The organism is Desulforamulus reducens MI-1 (genome assembly GCF_000016165.1).
GTDB lineage: Bacteria > Bacillota > Desulfotomaculia > Desulfotomaculales > Desulfotomaculaceae > Desulfotomaculum > Desulfotomaculum reducens.
In genome coordinates, this window is record NC_009253.1 from 2,561,289 (window position 1) to 2,577,157 (window position 15,869).

At 46.5% G+C, this 15,869-nt stretch carries 15 protein-coding genes; 1 reads left to right on the top strand and 14 read right to left on the bottom strand.

Annotation, left to right across the window (positions count from 1 at the left end; all coding sequences use genetic code 11):
• Positions 1-6: 6 nt before the first annotated feature.
• Positions 7-288, bottom strand: a complete 282-nt coding sequence (gatC, locus tag DRED_RS12475; protein ID WP_011878650.1) for an Asp-tRNA(Asn)/Glu-tRNA(Gln) amidotransferase subunit GatC — start codon at positions 286-288, stop codon at positions 7-9.
• Positions 289-458: 170 nt separating this feature from the next.
• Between gatC and DRED_RS12480 the strand changes: the two genes are divergently transcribed.
• Positions 459-890: a RidA family protein gene (locus DRED_RS12480; protein ID WP_011878651.1), complete on the top strand. Its 432-nt coding sequence runs from the start codon at positions 459-461 to the stop codon at positions 888-890.
• A gap of 88 nt (positions 891-978) precedes the next feature.
• Here the strand turns inward: DRED_RS12480 and DRED_RS12485 are convergent, their stop codons facing one another.
• The 13 genes from DRED_RS12485 to hisG form a co-directional block, all read right to left on the bottom strand.
• Positions 979-2,337: an S-layer homology domain-containing protein gene (locus DRED_RS12485; RefSeq protein ID WP_238442522.1), complete on the bottom strand. Its 1,359-nt coding sequence runs from the start codon at positions 2,335-2,337 to the stop codon at positions 979-981.
• Between the two features lie 26 nt (positions 2,338-2,363).
• Positions 2,364-3,509, bottom strand: coding sequence for an outer membrane protein assembly factor BamB family protein (locus DRED_RS12490; RefSeq protein ID WP_156779661.1), 1,146 nt, complete (start codon positions 3,507-3,509; stop codon positions 2,364-2,366).
• A 185-nt stretch (positions 3,510-3,694) separates the two neighbouring features.
• Complete coding sequence (gene ligA, locus DRED_RS12495; RefSeq protein WP_420794761.1) at positions 3,695-5,743, bottom strand: NAD-dependent DNA ligase LigA; 2,049 nt, start codon at positions 5,741-5,743, stop codon at positions 3,695-3,697.
• A complete protein-coding gene (locus tag DRED_RS12500) occupies positions 5,730-6,608 on the bottom strand; it encodes a lipid II flippase Amj family protein (protein ID WP_011878655.1) in 879 nt (292 codons plus the stop codon). Before DRED_RS12500 ends, ligA begins: the two co-directional genes overlap by 14 nt.
• Before the next feature lie 29 nt (positions 6,609-6,637).
• Positions 6,638-8,830 (bottom strand): DNA helicase PcrA, encoded by a 2,193-nt coding sequence (gene pcrA, locus DRED_RS12505; RefSeq protein WP_011878656.1) that lies wholly within the window; start codon positions 8,828-8,830, stop codon positions 6,638-6,640.
• A gap of 411 nt (positions 8,831-9,241) precedes the next feature.
• On the bottom strand, positions 9,242-9,922 hold the full coding sequence (gene hisIE, locus DRED_RS12510; RefSeq protein WP_011878657.1) for a bifunctional phosphoribosyl-AMP cyclohydrolase/phosphoribosyl-ATP diphosphatase HisIE: 681 nt from the start codon (positions 9,920-9,922) through the stop codon (positions 9,242-9,244).
• Between the two features lie 40 nt (positions 9,923-9,962).
• Positions 9,963-10,721: an imidazole glycerol phosphate synthase subunit HisF gene (gene hisF / locus DRED_RS12515; protein WP_011878658.1), complete on the bottom strand. Its 759-nt coding sequence runs from the start codon at positions 10,719-10,721 to the stop codon at positions 9,963-9,965.
• Positions 10,715-11,455, bottom strand: a complete 741-nt coding sequence (gene hisA, locus DRED_RS12520; RefSeq protein ID WP_011878659.1) for a 1-(5-phosphoribosyl)-5-[(5-phosphoribosylamino)methylideneamino]imidazole-4-carboxamide isomerase — start codon at positions 11,453-11,455, stop codon at positions 10,715-10,717. The genes hisF and hisA overlap by 7 nt, the downstream gene beginning before the upstream one ends.
• Complete coding sequence (gene hisH / locus DRED_RS12525; RefSeq protein ID WP_011878660.1) at positions 11,452-12,063, bottom strand: imidazole glycerol phosphate synthase subunit HisH; 612 nt, start codon at positions 12,061-12,063, stop codon at positions 11,452-11,454. The genes hisA and hisH overlap by 4 nt, the downstream gene beginning before the upstream one ends.
• A 1-nt stretch (position 12,064) precedes the next feature.
• On the bottom strand, positions 12,065-12,655 hold the full coding sequence (gene hisB, locus DRED_RS12530) for an imidazoleglycerol-phosphate dehydratase HisB (protein ID WP_011878661.1): 591 nt from the start codon (positions 12,653-12,655) through the stop codon (positions 12,065-12,067).
• Complete coding sequence (gene hisC / locus DRED_RS12535; protein ID WP_011878662.1) at positions 12,649-13,764, bottom strand: histidinol-phosphate transaminase; 1,116 nt, start codon at positions 13,762-13,764, stop codon at positions 12,649-12,651. The genes hisB and hisC overlap by 7 nt, the downstream gene beginning before the upstream one ends.
• Positions 13,765-13,874: 110 nt before the next feature.
• Positions 13,875-15,161: a histidinol dehydrogenase gene (gene hisD / locus DRED_RS12540; RefSeq protein ID WP_041274946.1), complete on the bottom strand. Its 1,287-nt coding sequence runs from the start codon at positions 15,159-15,161 to the stop codon at positions 13,875-13,877.
• Positions 15,154-15,822, bottom strand: a complete 669-nt coding sequence (gene hisG / locus DRED_RS12545) for an ATP phosphoribosyltransferase (protein ID WP_011878664.1) — start codon at positions 15,820-15,822, stop codon at positions 15,154-15,156. The genes hisD and hisG overlap by 8 nt, the downstream gene beginning before the upstream one ends.
• Between the last annotated feature and the right edge of the window lie 47 nt (positions 15,823-15,869).

The window sequence follows — 15,869 nt, forward strand, 5'->3', positions numbered from 1 at the left end:
TATTTACTAAACAATTTTCGGCACTTTAAAAAAGTTTTCTTCCCGGTCCGGAGCATTGGCTAGGGCTTTTTCCGGGTCAATATGCTTTCCTACCTTATCTTCCCTAAAAACGTTCTGTATGGGGAGAACATGGGCTGTGGGAGGCACATCGTCAGTATTCAGTTCCTGCAATGCCCTTGCTGCATCCAGGATTTTATTTAACTGTTGGGTGTACAACTCTTTTTCCTCTTCTTTTAATTCCAAGCGAGCCAGCAAAGCCACATGCTCAACATCTTGTTTACTAATCAACCGAGTACACCTTCCTTTGCTCAAAACTGTCAATATTATACCAAAGTTTGTTAATATGACGCAACTTGACCAAAATTTCAATAATAATTTTTATTAAATACAAGACGTATTCTTTAACTTTTTGGGGTAATCTAATTTTGATTTCATGTTTTTATAAAGGAGGGAATGTCTTGCACGAGAAAAAAGTTATCAGCACCGACAAAGCTCCTGCTGCCATTGGTCCTTACTCCCAGGCCATTGCCTTTGGTCCATTAATTTTTACTTCTGGTCAAATTCCCTTTGACCCCGCCACCGGTAATCTGGTTGCCGGAGATATACAGGAGCAAACCCGCCGCAGTCTGGAAAACATTAAGGCAATCCTAGAAGCCGCCGGTGCCAGCATGGAACAGGTAGTCAAGACCACCGTATTCGTAAAGGATATGAATGATTTTGAGAAGATTAACCAGGTTTACGGTGAGTATTTCCCCAATCCTTCGCCGGCTCGTTCCCTGGTTCAGGTAGCTCGCCTACCAAGGGATGTGGGTATTGAGATTGAGGTTATTGCTGCACCGGGTCATGGTCATGCTGAAAGTGGTGGCGGTGGTTGCGGCTGCGGACATTAGGGACATTAGTAAGATGTAGCAAAAAAGGACTTACCGTTAGGGTAGGTCCTTTTTTGCCTTCCAACAATCCCTATGAAAAACCTAACATCTAATCCACCCGCTCCAGTACCTGAATCTCCAGCACCCTTTCATAGAAGGGCTCGCCAATGTAAAAGATTTTCACTTTATCCTTTTCATCGGGATCACTGGTATCGTCTCCTTCTTTATCCACAATTCTACCGGCATCCCAGCCATAGAAGTGATCCGGCACATATTTTTTGCTGCTGCCCTTTCCCTTTTCTTCTAAGTAAAGTGCCCGGTTAATCCGGTCAATTTCTCCACTAATATTTTTCACATCCAAGATAGTTAAGGCTTTCACAGTACCACCAGAGGTTAGACCAAGTTTTAAAAACTGCCCAGACTTTAATTTTTTTAGCAGGTCTTTATTGGTTTTGCTTTTAGATTTTTCATCACTGGTCTCTGCATCCCAGGCAATCGGATAGTCCACCTCCTCATTCATTAAATCCTTCACCGTGAGGATAAACGGCTCCCCTTCGGCATGGCGTAGGTAACTGGCATATACTTCCCTTTGTACCGGTGAAAAGTTTCTACGATCAACAAGCTCTACATAGGCCAATCTTCTTTTACTGTCCAAAATACCCTCTATTCGATAATTGATACACTGATTTAAATTCATCGGACGGCCCTGCCAGTAGGCTTTACAACTGGCATTGGCAACAACCTTCTGAATGCCCTTGAGCGAGCTAACTTGTACATCAATGCCATTTTTCCCCTCAGTAGTCCCTGCTATCCAGCCACTGACTTTCTTCTTAGCATCCAGGTAAATCCAACCCTGATCATATAGTTTGGATAAAATAGCTGCTAACTGGCCTCTGGTGACACTACCGTTTGCTCTAAAGGTTCCATCCGGAAAGCCAGACATCACTTTCAGTTCATGAACCGCCTGTACCGCTGGCAGGTAGTCTTTCGGAATACTGTCATTGTCTTTAAAAATGGTATCTTCCGCTGGTGCTTTTAGATACAAAGCTTTTGCTAGTAAAACCGCCAATTCCCCCCGGCTAATTGGCCTGTCATAACGAAAATTTTTGAGCATGGACCCTGGTAGATAATTTTGTTGTACAGCAAAATCCACATATTTTTGATTAATAGGAGCTACATAAGCAGTGGCCGGCCTGTTCTTTAGTGACTTCATTTTTTTAATCTGTGCAGCATAGCCGGCCCCATCCATTATGCTGGTGATGGACTCCATGCAGCTAACGGGTTGATTGGGCCGAAAGGTGTTATCCTCAAATGGTATCATTAAACCAATAGCTGTTATTTTCTCTATTGGCTGCTTAGCCCAGTAATTGTTTATATCCTTAAGGTCCACCGTCGAGGACTGCACTCCCAGAGCCCAAACTGTGACGGGCTGCAAAAGACATAGTAGCAAGAAAAGAAATGTGCGCATACTTTTCATTAGAATTCTTATTATCCTCACCCCTTAAATACATCCACAAACCGATACATAGTACCCTTGTCCGTATAAATAAGGATACTGCCGTCCTTCAATAAAATAGGTGCCCTGGTAATGGTATCCTTTTCATCCTTCCCGGTGTCAACCATAATGCCACCTCCCTTGGCTAAGGTCTGACCGGTAGTTTTATCAATCTCTTTGTCCCAAAGCAAGCGACCGGCAAAACTAACACAAAAAATTCTGCCATCTGTGCTTCCTGCATAAATACGCTTTTTGGAGGGATCAACAGCCACTCCGGAAGCAACATTCAGTAGGGGAATATCCCATTTTAATTGACCGTTATCCCCATTAAGACAATATAGCCTGCTATTGCCACAAAAAAAGATGGTATTGTCATTGGAAAAGGAAATATCTGTTATATCTTGAGTTTTAACTGAATAGGACCATTCCTCTCGTCCTTTTTTCGGATCATAACAGCGGATTTTAGCCGATGTATTTCGATCCAGGGCGGCAGGATTGGTTACAACAATGAGATTACCCTCCGATCCAAAGGTCATGTGAATATTCTTGATGGTTCCAAGACTCTCCTGCCAAAGTTTTGCCCCCTGTTTATCAATGGCCTGTAGGCTATAACCTTTGTCTTTGTCTCCCAGACAAACATAAACTGCCTGTTCGTTCCCCTGCAAAGCAAGAATATTTTTTTCATCGGAATAGCGCCACTTATGACTTTTTAGTGGTTCCAGGGCATAGAGTCCGTCAGCAACCCCCAGATAGATTAAATTATTAGGCCCTGCAGAAACCGCTGCGCTGCTTTTGCTTCCTTTGGCTTTGGGTAGCAGACGGTAAAGCCAGGTTACACTGCCATTGGGTCTCATTTGTTGAATTCCTTCGGTTCCAGTGGCATAAATGATCTGATTTTGTACCAACAGTGGTTGCGTGATCTTGCCCCCCATATCCATTTTTCTTTCCCAAAGCTTAGTACCTTTGCTTAAATCATAACAGATGATTTTATTACCCGCCGGACAATACAGGAGACCATTATCGGTTATAGTAACATCCGCCGATAATTTACCGGCTTTCTCCACCATCCATTTTACTTCTCCATAGGGATAAAGCCGCCCAGCTGCCTCAGCCTGGAAAATCACAGTAAAAAATGCCAAAATCATAAGAAGTATTACATTAAGCTTTTTCAAATGATCAAACCCCCATTGCATATTTTTCTTCTTGTACCGCAGGGGCACTTCCTTCTAAAAAGGATTCTTTTTATTCCTATATCTTACTTTTCGGCCTTAATTGTCGGTACTTAAATAAAAAACCCCGGCCTAACCTAGGACCGGAGTTATCTTTGAACTTATTGCTGCTGCAATAGTTTAACAAAGTCTTGCTCAGTTAATATAGTAATCCCCAACTGCCGTGCTTTATCATGCTTGGAACCAGGGTTTTCTCCCACCACCACATAGTTGGTTTTTTTACTGACACTGCCGGAAACTTTACCGCCCCGTTCCTCAATAGCCCTTTGAGCTTCCTGCCGGGAAAAACCTTCCAGTGTGCCAGTTACCACAAAGGTTTTACCGCTCAAAGTCTGATCAGTGGACTCTGTCTGTTCAACCTCTTCCAACATATTCACACCGGCCTTGGACAACCGCTCTATCAAACCTTGGTTCTCCTGCCTGGAAAAATATTCCATTATACTTTCGGCAATACGAGGACCAATTTCCGAAATGCCGGTTAAATCTTCCGCCGTTGCTTGCATCAGAGCTTGCATAGAACCAAATTGGCGGGCCAGAATTTTAGCTGCTCGCTCACCCACATGGCGAATGCCCAGACCAAACAGAAGCTGACCCAGGGAATTATTTTTACTGGCTTCAATGGCAGCCAGCAGTTTTTGAGAAGACCGGGCTCCCATTCGTTCCTGCCGAATTAGATCCTCATATTTCAGATCATAGAGATCCGCAGGGTCCTTCACCAGTCCGCCTTTAATAAGCTGGTTCACAATGCCTTCCCCCAGCCCCATAATATCCATAGCACTGCGGGAAACAAAGTGGATAATGCCCTCCCGGGATTTGGCTGAACAGTTTTCATTGGTGCAGCGGTGAGCCGCTTCTCCTGCCACACGAACTACCTCTGCACCACATTCCGGGCAGGTAACAGGTAGGATAAAAGGAACTTCATTACCAGTTCGTTTTTCAGGGTATACCTGAACAATTTCCGGGATAATATCCCCTGCTTTCTGCACCAGGGCTTTATCTCCAATACGGATATCCTTCTGGCGAATAATATCTTCATTATGCAAGGTGGCTTTACTAACGGTGGTGCCCGCCAGTTGAACCGGCTCCAGGATGGCTGTGGGGGTTAATACACCGGTACGTCCCACCCGTATGATGATATCCTTAATGGTGCTGACGGCTTGCTCAGCGGGAAATTTATAGGCGATGGCCCAGCGGGGACTTTTCATGGTTGTACCCAGCCGCTGCTGTTGCTCCAATGAGTTCACTTTGATTACCATGCCATCAATGGCATAGGGCAACTGGTAACGCTTAGCCTGCCACTGGCTGATAAAGTCAATAACCTCGTCGATGCTGCCGCACACTTGATGATCCGGGTTAATGCGAATTCCCAGTTCCTTTAACCAGGCCAAGCTCTCTGCATGGCTTGGGGGCTTAGCTCCTTCTATGTAACCGATGGCATACATAAACACACTCAGGTTGCGGGCGGCCGTAATTTTAGGGTCCAATTGGCGTAGACTACCTGCCGCCGCATTGCGTGGATTGGCAAAGAGCGGTTCCCCGGCTTCCTCCCGGGCTTCATTAAGTCGTACAAAGGAATCCTTGGGCATATAGGCTTCGCCCCGGACCTCTAGAAAGGGAACTTCCTGCGTTAGCCGCAGAGGAATGGCCCTGATGGTCTTTAGATTAATGGTAATATCTTCTCCCAGTTCGCCATCTCCCCGGGTAGCACCCCTGACCAGCAGGCCCTTCTCGTACCAGAGAGAAATGGCCAAGCCGTCGATTTTAAGCTCCACCACATATTTTACTTCTTCACCGGGCAGATAGGAACGAACACGCCGATCAAATTCCCGCAAATCCCCTTCACCAAAGGCATTGCCTAAACTTAGCATCGGTATTTTATGCGGTACAGAAGAAAAACCCCTTTGCACCTGCCCCCCAACCCGCTGGGTTGGGGAATCGGGGGTTACCAACTCCGGGTGACGCTCCTCCAGCCGTAGTAATTCCTGCATTAATTGATCGTACTGGGCGTCAGTAATAGTAGGTTGATCCAGTACATAGTACTGGTAGTTATGATGGTTTATCTCCCGGCGCAGTGCTTCCACCCGGGCCTTGCTTTGTTGGCTTAAATCTGCCACAATCTTCCCCCCTGAAAAACAATTAAAAACCTCCATGGGCAATAATTTCCGCTACATACTTGATAATGTAAGCCCCGGGAGCAAAAAACAATTGTGCCAATAGGGTTCCCAGCAGGCGGGTAACAGCCAAATAAAAGGACATTTGCTGAACATCCTGCTCAGGTCGTTCTCCCCGCAGGGCCTGATCGGTTATGCCCGCTGCAGTGGGGTCCACCACCGTAGCAAATAAAATGGTGGCAATACCATTAATAATGCCGGAAAGCAACGTTGCTGTGGCACGGAACTCCGGGAATAGCGCTCCGGCATAGAGCGAAGAAAGAACCGATGTGGTATAAATGCCGGTAACAAATATATTAAGCACTAAAAATTTTCTTGGTATGCTTAGTTTCTCCCGAAATGCCTGAAGAAAATATTGCCAACTGGGTACATTGACAGTGGCCCGAGCCATTTTGGCTGCTTTGCCAGGGGAAAACAACACCAGCCCAAGCATTTTCGGTACAGATTTCACCTGGTCAAAGAGGTCAATACCACGGGTAAACACCTTAACAAAGGTAGGTATAAAGACACCCCCAATAAGGGTTCCCAGGGTCGCTCCCAAAATCACTGTCCGAATCTGAACATTTAGGACTCCCAGCTCGTGCTGATAAACAGTGCTTTGTAATAAATTAGCACCTAGACCAGCGGCCTCTTGCCCCCGGGCAATGGCATGTTCAATAATGGATGACAACAGGGGTGCCTGCAGCATATTCGCTGTCTGGGCGATTAGGAATATCACATTGAACAGGGAATAGGCAGTGGCCAACCGTTTTGTACTGACGCCGGCTGGACGTACTGCGTATATTAAGGTATTAATTAAGTGGATGATGGCAGTTAAAGCCACCACAGCCATTAAGCGGTCCATATTTTTCCTCCGCCCTTATTGTTACCAATTTAGATCTTTTCCAGTGGTGCATACTGGGCAATCAGGGTTTTTAGGCCCATTTCAGGAAATGCCACAGTAATTTCTGCATTACCGCCATTGCCCTTTACTTTCACGATAACCCCGTCACCCCATTTGGCATGCCGAACTTTGTCTCCCAGTAAATAACTCTTAGGAACTGCCGCAGGGGCGGCTGGGGCTTGGGTCGCTATTGTACCGGTTTTATTAAATAAACTGGATTTTATAAGCCCGGATCCCGCAGCTAGCTTTTTAACAGGGGATTGGCCAACGGTCAGTTCTAGGGGTATTTCCTCTAAGAAGCGGGATTTGGCATTCATGTTGGTACGCCCAAACAGGGTTCTTTCCCAACAGTGGGTAATGTATAGTTCTTCTTCAGCCCGGGTAATACCCACATAGGCCAGTCGACGTTCCTCCTCCAGTTCCTCTTCGTCGTAAAGGGCCCGGCTGTGGGGGAACACGCCTTCTTCCATGCCGGTTAAAAAGACTACCGGATATTCCAGCCCTTTGGCACTGTGTAGTGTCATTAAAGTAATTTGATCTGCTTGGGGGTCGTGCCGATCCAAATCGGTTACCAGGGAAATGGTAGAAAGGAAATCCGCCAGCCCCCCGGTTTCTTCCCCCTGTTGTTTATCATATTCTTTTGTAACCGTGAGGAATTCCTGCAAGTTCTCCAAGCGGGTTCTGGCCTCAACGGTATTTTCCAGTTCCAGTTCAGCCTTATAGCCAGTGCGATTTAGAACCTCTTCGGTGATCTCCGTTACAGAAAGGAACTCCACCTGTTTCTTCAAACTGGCAAGGTTGTCTGCCAGTTCTCTACATTGCTTGCGGGCTTTAGCCGGCACACCAGGAATATCATCCACCAGAGCCAGAGCCATTAAGACAGTGAGATCTCTTTCTGTGGCAAAGTTGGTCAGCTTTTCAATGGATGCAGCCCCCACTCCCCTTTTGGGTACGTTAATTATACGCAACAGGCTCTGGCTGTCTACAGGGTTCGCAATTACTCTTAAATAGGAAAGAAGATCTTTAATTTCTTTACGGTCATAGAACTTCTGCCCACCAAAGATACTATAGGGAATGCCTTGACGAAGAAAAACTTCTTCAAAAACACGGGATTGGGCATGGGTCCGGTAGAGTATGACCATATCACGATACTTGCGGTTATGGGAGAAACGCAAATCTTTAACACGGTCCGCAATGTACATAGACTCAAAGCGTTCGTTCTCTGCCCGGTAGATATGAATTCGATTACCCTCCCCTTTGGAGGTCCAGAGTTTCATATCCTTAGCCTCAGCATTGTTTTTAATAACAGCATTGGCAGCCTGTAGAATGTTACCGGTGGAACGGTAGTTTTGTTCCAGTTTGACCACTTTTGCCTCGGGATAGTCCCGTTCAAAGTCCAGAATGTTGTTAATATCGGCTCCCCGCCATTTATAAATAGACTGGTTGGGATCACCTACCACACAAACATTGCGATGACTTTCTGCCAGCATGTTCACCAAAACATACTGAGTATGGTTGGTGTCCTGGTACTCATCCACCAAAATATATTTAAATTTATTTTGGTAATAGGCTAGGACATCTGGGTTTTCCTTAAACAAACGCACTGTTAACATGATTAGGTCATCAAAATCCACCGCATTATTTTTAAATAGTTTTTCCTGGTACAGGCGATAGACCCTGGCAGCTACCTGTTCAAAATATTCAAAGGCCTGACGATCATATTGGGCCGGTGTCTGAAGCTTGTTCTTTGCTCCTGAGATCGCTGACAGCATAGCCCGGGGTTGAAACCTTTTTTCATCAATTTCTAATTCCTTTAGGCATTCTTTGATGACAGTTTGTTGATCAGCATCGTCGTAAATGGAAAAGTTAGAACCATAGCCCATAACATCGATTTCTCTTCTGAGGATACGCAGACAGGCACTGTGAAAGGTAGTTACCCAAAGGTCCTTGGCTGCTTGGGGTACTAAATTTTCTACCCTTGCTCGCATTTCATTAGCAGCCTTATTGGTAAAGGTGATGGCTAAAATGTTATAGGGCCGAACTCCTTGGCTGAGAATTTGGGCAATTCGATGTGTCAGCACTCTGGTCTTACCGGAGCCAGCACCTGCCAGTACCAACAGGGGGCCTTCCGTATGTTGTACCGCCTCTTCTTGGGCAGGATTCAATTGCGATAAAATATTCATCTATTTCCTCCACCTGGTAGTTTCTAGGGTTACTAAGGTTGGAAAGACCTTCTCTTTCCACATGTTAGGAAAAACACAGTACATTATATCAAACATTGTGTTTTAAAGAAAAGTCTTTCTTCCCCTGTCCGTTAACAATGCTCCTTTGAGTTATTGATGAAACTCTTTTGGAAATTGTCTTAAATTACGCTGAAAAAATGTAAGCTATATGATATAATTAAAATACCTCATCAAAAAGTGCACCTCCGTGGCCTGCCGGTAACGGCAGGCTGCCTTATTTGCCACTAGCTTTATTTATATATAAAAATAGCACCACTATCTACAGTGGTGCTGAGCTTTAATATAAACCTTTTTTAGTATTCACGCTAACACTGCTTACTCCGATCTTCTCACAGAAATTCACCAGACACCTTATTTCCGACGCTTTGCCAGTTCCCGGTACACCTCCTGGGTACTAACCCCTTGGTTGGCCAGCAACACCAGCAGGTGATAGATCAGATCCGCTGCCTCGTAGGTGAGTTCTTCTTGGCTGTTCTTGGCTCCAATGATAACCTCGGCGGCTTCTTCCCCAATCTTCTTGCAGATTTTATCTACGCCCTTTTCAAATAGATAGGTGGTATAGGAACCTTCCGGGCGGTCCTCTTTACGGCTCAGGATAACTTGAAACAGTTGCTGGATAATTTCTGCCCCAACTGTTTCTGTTGTATTGCCATAAACCGCTGCAGGGTCAAATTTCTTCTCGCCCTCCACAATGACAGTGTTATCCTGGTTTATTTTATTATGGAAGCAGGATGTATAACCCTCGTGGCAAGCGGCTCCACCCACCTGTTCCACCAACACCAAAAGTGTATCGGCATCACAGTCATAATAAAGCCCCTTTACCCTTTGTACATGGCCGGAGGTTTCACCCTTTTTCCACATTCTTTGGCGGCTGCGGCTGTAAAACCAGGTTTCTCCGCTAGCCTGGGTTTTTTCAACTGCTTCTTGGTTCATCCAGGCCATCATTAATACTTCCTTTGTATGTACATCCTGCACAATGGCCGGAATCAGTCCCGCTTCATTATACTTTAAAACCTCTTTGTCAAACTGCATTTCCGCTCACCAGCTTCCTTCATTTTCCATGCAAGCCTTTTTAAAGTCTTACCGGAATACCCTGTTCCATTAGATACTCTTTGGCCTGCCGAATAGTATATTCCCCAAAGTGAAAAATCGATGCCGCCAGGGCTGCATCAGCCATGCCATCGGTTAAGCCCCGGGCCATGTGTTCCAGATTGCCCACCCCACCGGAGGCGATTACGGGGATTTTCACATGTTGGGCAATTGTTCTGGTGAGGGCCAAATCAAACCCCTCTTTGGTCCCGTCCCTGTCCATACTGGTAAGCAAAATCTCACCGGCACCTAATTCCTCGGCTTTCAAGGCCCACTCCACCGCATCCAAACCAGTGGAAGTACGGCCACCATGAATATATACTTCCCATTTTTCCGAAGCAACCTGACGGGCATCCATGGCCACAACGATACATTGGCTGCCGAACTTAATGGCCCCTTCGGAGATAAGCCGGGGGTTCTTGATGGCTGCCGTATTAATACCAATTTTATCGGCCCCGGCCTTTAGCATCAGTCTCATGTCATCCACCGTTCGAATGCCGCCGCCCACAGTGAAAGGGATAAAGACCTCCTCCGCCGTACGTCGCACCACATCCAGCATAGTGACACGGCCATCTGAAGAAGCTGTTATATCCAGAAACACCAATTCATCGGCTCCTTCTTTGTCATAAAAGGCAGCCAGTTCCACTGGGTCTCCGGCATCTCTCAGGTTGACAAAATTTGTCCCCTTAACCACTCTGCCAGCAGTTACATCCAAGCAGGGAATCACTCGTTTCATCAGCATACTGATTCCTCCCCCCGGGCAATGACCAGGGCCTCAGGCAACTTGACAGCATTGGTATAAAGAGCCTTTCCCAGGATGGCTCCCTCCACCCCATCTTGTTCCAATTTTTTCAATTGCCGAATATCTTCCAGAGAAGCAACACCGCCGGAGGCGATTACCCTAAGTCCACTGTTCCTGGCCAATTCGCCAGTGGCTGCCAGATTTGGTCCAGATAGTTTACCGTCACGCCTAATATCCGTAAAAACTGCCCGTTCGATTCCCAACTGTTTCATTTCCAGGGCTAAGTCCAAGGCTGTTCTTTTAACAGTTTCTCCCCAACCCTGAATTGCCACCTGACCGTCCTTGGCATCAATTCCCAGCAGAATCCGCTGACCATATTTACGGCAGGCCTCAGCCACCAATTCTGGTTTTAGAATGGCTGCACTGCCTAGAATAACACGGTCAACTCCCAGGGACAATAAGTCTTCAATGGTTTCCAAATCACGGATACCTCCGCCCACCTGGACCGGCACCTGAACCCCCTGCACAATTTGGGCAATGGATTGGCGGTTACGTGGTTGACCGGCAAAGGCACCATCCAAATCCACCACATGGATGTACTGGGCACCCTGATCCTGCCACAACCGGGCCATGCTGCCAGGATCATTGGAGTATACTGTGGCACTGTCCATACGCCCTTCCACAAGACGTACACATTGACCCTCTTTTAAATCTATGGCCGGAAACAGGATCATGCCCTCACCATCTTTCCAAAGTTTTCTAAGATACGAATTCCCAGAGTGCTGCTCTTTTCGGGATGAAACTGAATACCAAATACATTGGCCTTGCCCACGACGGCAGGAAACCTTACCCCATAGTCCGTCAGGCATAGGATCAGGTTATCATCGGTTGGCGCCACATGGTAGGAATGAACAAAATAGAAAGCTGAACCATTTGAGATTCCCTCTAGTAAAGGGCTTGCTTGTTTGATTTCTATTTGATTCCAGCCCATGTGGGGTACCTTTAGGGTACCGGCGGGAAACCGTTTTACTGTACCAGGCAGAATGCCCAGCCCTTTGGTTTTACCAAACTCTTCACTGGATTCAAATAATAGCTGTTGTCCTAAACAAATGCCTAAAAAGGGTTTCTCCCTCTGAACAACCCTTTTGATGGCTTCAACCATGCCGCTCTTTTTAAGGTTTTCCATGGCATCGGCAAAGGCACCTACACCGGGCAAAACCACCGCCCGTGCATCGTCTACCTGCTCTGGTTGTTGGACTATTTCTGCCTGGTAGCCTGCCCTGGCAAAGCCCTTTTGCACACTGCGTAAATTGCCCATGCCATAATCAATAATGGCAATCATCTTACAACACTCCCTTAGTGGAAGGAATACCTGTTAACCGTTGATCCTTGGACACCGCCTGTCGTAAAGCCCTTCCTAGGGCCTTAAAGGCTCCCTCAATAATATGATGGGTATTGCGACCACTTAACATTCGTACATGAAGGGTCATACCACAGTTCAGGGCCAGTGCTCTAAAAAATTCTTCCACCAATTCGGTATCGAAATTTCCCACTTTAGCCGCGGGCAAAGGTAAATCTAATTCCAAATGACCCCTGCCGCTCATATCCAAAGCCACTAGAATCAAGGATTCATCCATGGGTACCAAAGCATGGCCATAGCGAACGATTCCCTGCTTATCCCCCAGGGCCTGCTTGATGGACTGTCCCAAGGTGATCCCCACATCTTCTACGGTATGATGATCATCAATATGAGTATCTCCTGCTGCTTTCACAGTTAGATCAAGGGCCCCGTGTTTGGCAAATAAGCAAAGCATATGATCAAAAAAACCGACTCCGGTTGCCACCTGATATTTGCCATTACCGTCCAGAAAAACTTCCACCAAAATGTCGGTTTCAGAGGTTTTGCGTTCGAATTTAGCTTGACGGTTTAGCAATTGTCTTTTTCCTCCCTTAATTGCTCAAGAACTTCTGTTAGGGCTTGCAGAAATTTTGTATTTTCCTCCGGGGTACCAATGGACATGCGCAGGAAACCGGGCAATTCCGGACCGCCCAATTGACGGATGAGCACTCCTTTTTCCAATAAACCCTGGTAAACGGTTTTACTGGCATAATTGGTTCGGAAAAGGATATAGTTTGTAACTGAAGGGTAAGATGTTACTCCTTCTAAACTTTGTAAATTTTGATAAACCTTCTCACGTTGCTCTTTAATCTCCTGAATTTGCAGTTTAAAGTGCTCCTTATTTTTTAACACTACTCTGGCTGCGGCCTGTGAAAAGGAATTTAAATTATAGGGTTGTTTGACCTTCTTTATTTGACGTAATACATCTGGGTGAGCCAGCATGTAGCCAACCCGCAAGCCTGCCGTTGCAAAGGCTTTGGAAAAGGTCCGAAGAATTAACAGGTTGGGATAACGGTTCAACAGAGGGGTACAGTCTTCTCCACCAAACTCCAGATAGGCCTGGTCAACCACCACCAGGCAATTTACCTGCTGCAGCACACCTTCTATTTCCTCTAGGGTCGAAGCATTACCTGTGGGGTTATTGGGGGAGCAAAGAAAAATTACCCTTGCTTCCGGTTTCCGAGCATAACTCACCAAGGCAGGTACGTCAACAGAGAAATCACTACGACGGGGCACTGGAATGGGTCTGGCCCCCGCAATCAGAGCATGTATTTTATACATGCCGAAGGTGGGGTTGGTGATAAGCACCCGACCACCGGTGCCAAAGGTTAGTAATATATTTAAGATTAGCTCGTCAGAACCATTACCCGCCATCACCTGTTCCGGTAACACCCCTGCATATTCTGCAATGTCTTTACGTAGTTCAATGGCATCACTATCAGGATAGCGGCTCAGCAGTTCATCGGCAACGAGGGCAGCCATCTGTTGGGCCACTGCTTGAGGAAAGGGAAAGGGGTTTTCATTGGCATCCAGTTTAATGGCCTCGGGGTAGAGGTGGGCATCATAGGGTATCAATTTCTCTAAATCCGGGCGAATGAGTTTGGTTACATTAAAAGAATCACGCAATTTTTTCACATCCTTCAAAGGGAATGTCCCAGTTTTTCTTCGGTGCAATGAATATATACACATCTAATATTTAAGTTATCCCCATTAGCTCCGGTCTCCGCACCGATAGCAAATACCTTCTTGTCAATCTATTTACCCAAACGTACCTTCACAGCGTTGGCGTGGGCCTGCAGTCCCTCTACCTCGGCCAGACGAATAATGTCCGGTCCCAGCTTCTGCAAGCTTTCTTCCGAAAAGCCGATCACGCTGGTTTTTTTCATAAAGGTATCCACATTCAGTGGTGAGTAAAAGCGGGCTGTGCCGCCGGTGGGCAGGACATGGTTGGGACCCGCCAGATAATCTCCCACCGGTTCCGGGGAATAGTGACCCAGGAAAACAGCTCCGGCATGTTTAACTTTGCCTAAGTACTTAACTGGTTCGTTCAGCAACAGTTCCAGATGCTCCGGAGCAAAGCGGTTGGCCCACTGCAGAGATTCGTCGATGCTTTCTGTTAAAATGATGGCACTATGATTGGACAAGGACTGACGAGCAATTTCCTGTCTAGGCAATTCAGCCAACTGTCGTTCTAATTCCATGCTAACGGCCTCCGCCAAGGCAGTATCGTGAGTTAGTAAAATGGCCGATGCCATGGGATCATGCTCAGCCTGGGAGAGCATATCCGCAGCCGCACAGTCAGGTTTAGCAGTGCCATCTGCCACCACCAACACTTCACTGGGACCTGCCAGCATGTCAATACCCACTACCCCATAAACCATCCGTTTGGCCAGGGTTACATAGATGTTGCCGGGTCCTGTGATTTTATCCACCGGAGCAATGGTTTCTGTGCCATAGGCCAGGGCAGCAACGGCCTGGGCTCCACCCACTTTATAGATGTCATCGACTTCGGCTTCTGCCGCAGCCACCAGGGTATACGGATTGATCTTTCCATCGTTCATGGGTGGCGTAACCATAACAATTTGTGTAACCCCAGCTACTTTAGCGGGAATAGCATTCATCAATACTGAAGATGGATAAGAAGCGGTTCCACCGGGAACATAAATACCCACCCGATCCAATGGAGTAATCAACTGACCTAGGACGCTGCCCTCTGGATCTGGTTGGAACCAGGAACGGGTCAGTTGCTTCTGATGAAAGTTTTCAATCCGCTGCTTGGCCAGACGCAGGGATGCTAAAATCTCCGGGTCCACTTGCTGGTAGGCTGCTTCAATTTCCTCCGGAGTTACCTTTAAACTTGTTGGTTCCAGACTTGCTTTATCAAAACGCCGGGCAAAAAAACATAGGGCTTTATCTCCCTGTTCTCTCACCTCTTGCATAATAGAAGCAACCCGTTGGGCCACCTCCGCCTGGGTGTCTATTCTGTTATTTAATAAGCTGGCTATTTTTTCCTCATCTGAGGACTTAATAACTCTAATCATTTCCATTTAGCTTCCCCTCCTCCACAACTTGCCGCATTCTATCTACTAGGGGATTTATCCGTTCGCTCTTTAAGCGGTGACTGACCCGGTTAGCAATCAAGCGGGTGGTTGAACTAAGTACATCGGCCACTGGTACCAGTTTGTTCTCACGCAGAGTACGACCAGTGGATACCAGGTCCACGATCATCTCAGCTAATCCCACGATGGGTGCTAATTCAATGTTGCCATGCAATTTAACAATTTCCATTTGCATACCCCGTTGGCGAAAGAATTCTTCAGCAATGCGGGGGAACTTGGTGGCTACACGGGTTTGATTCCAATACTGAAGTTGTTGTTCCTTGCCCTCGGGCACAGCCACCACAAAGCGACAGCCTCCGTATTTTAAATCCAATAACTCGTAAATATCCTTATGCTGTTCCATAATAGTATCTTTTCCCACCAGACCCAGATCTGCGGCTCCATATTCTACATAGGTAGGAATATCAGTGGGCCGACAGATAATAAAGCGTACCGCTTCTTTTTCGGATTGCAGCAGTAGCTGACGCCCGGGATCTTTCATAAAATCTATATCCAAACCTGCCATGCCCAGAAGTTTTACGGTTTCTTTGTATAGGGTTCCCTTGGGCAAAGCAATAGTTAATTGTTCTCTGGCTGCCACCACGGGTATCACCTCTTTAACTTATTAAATTACTAATATAATGATATGTT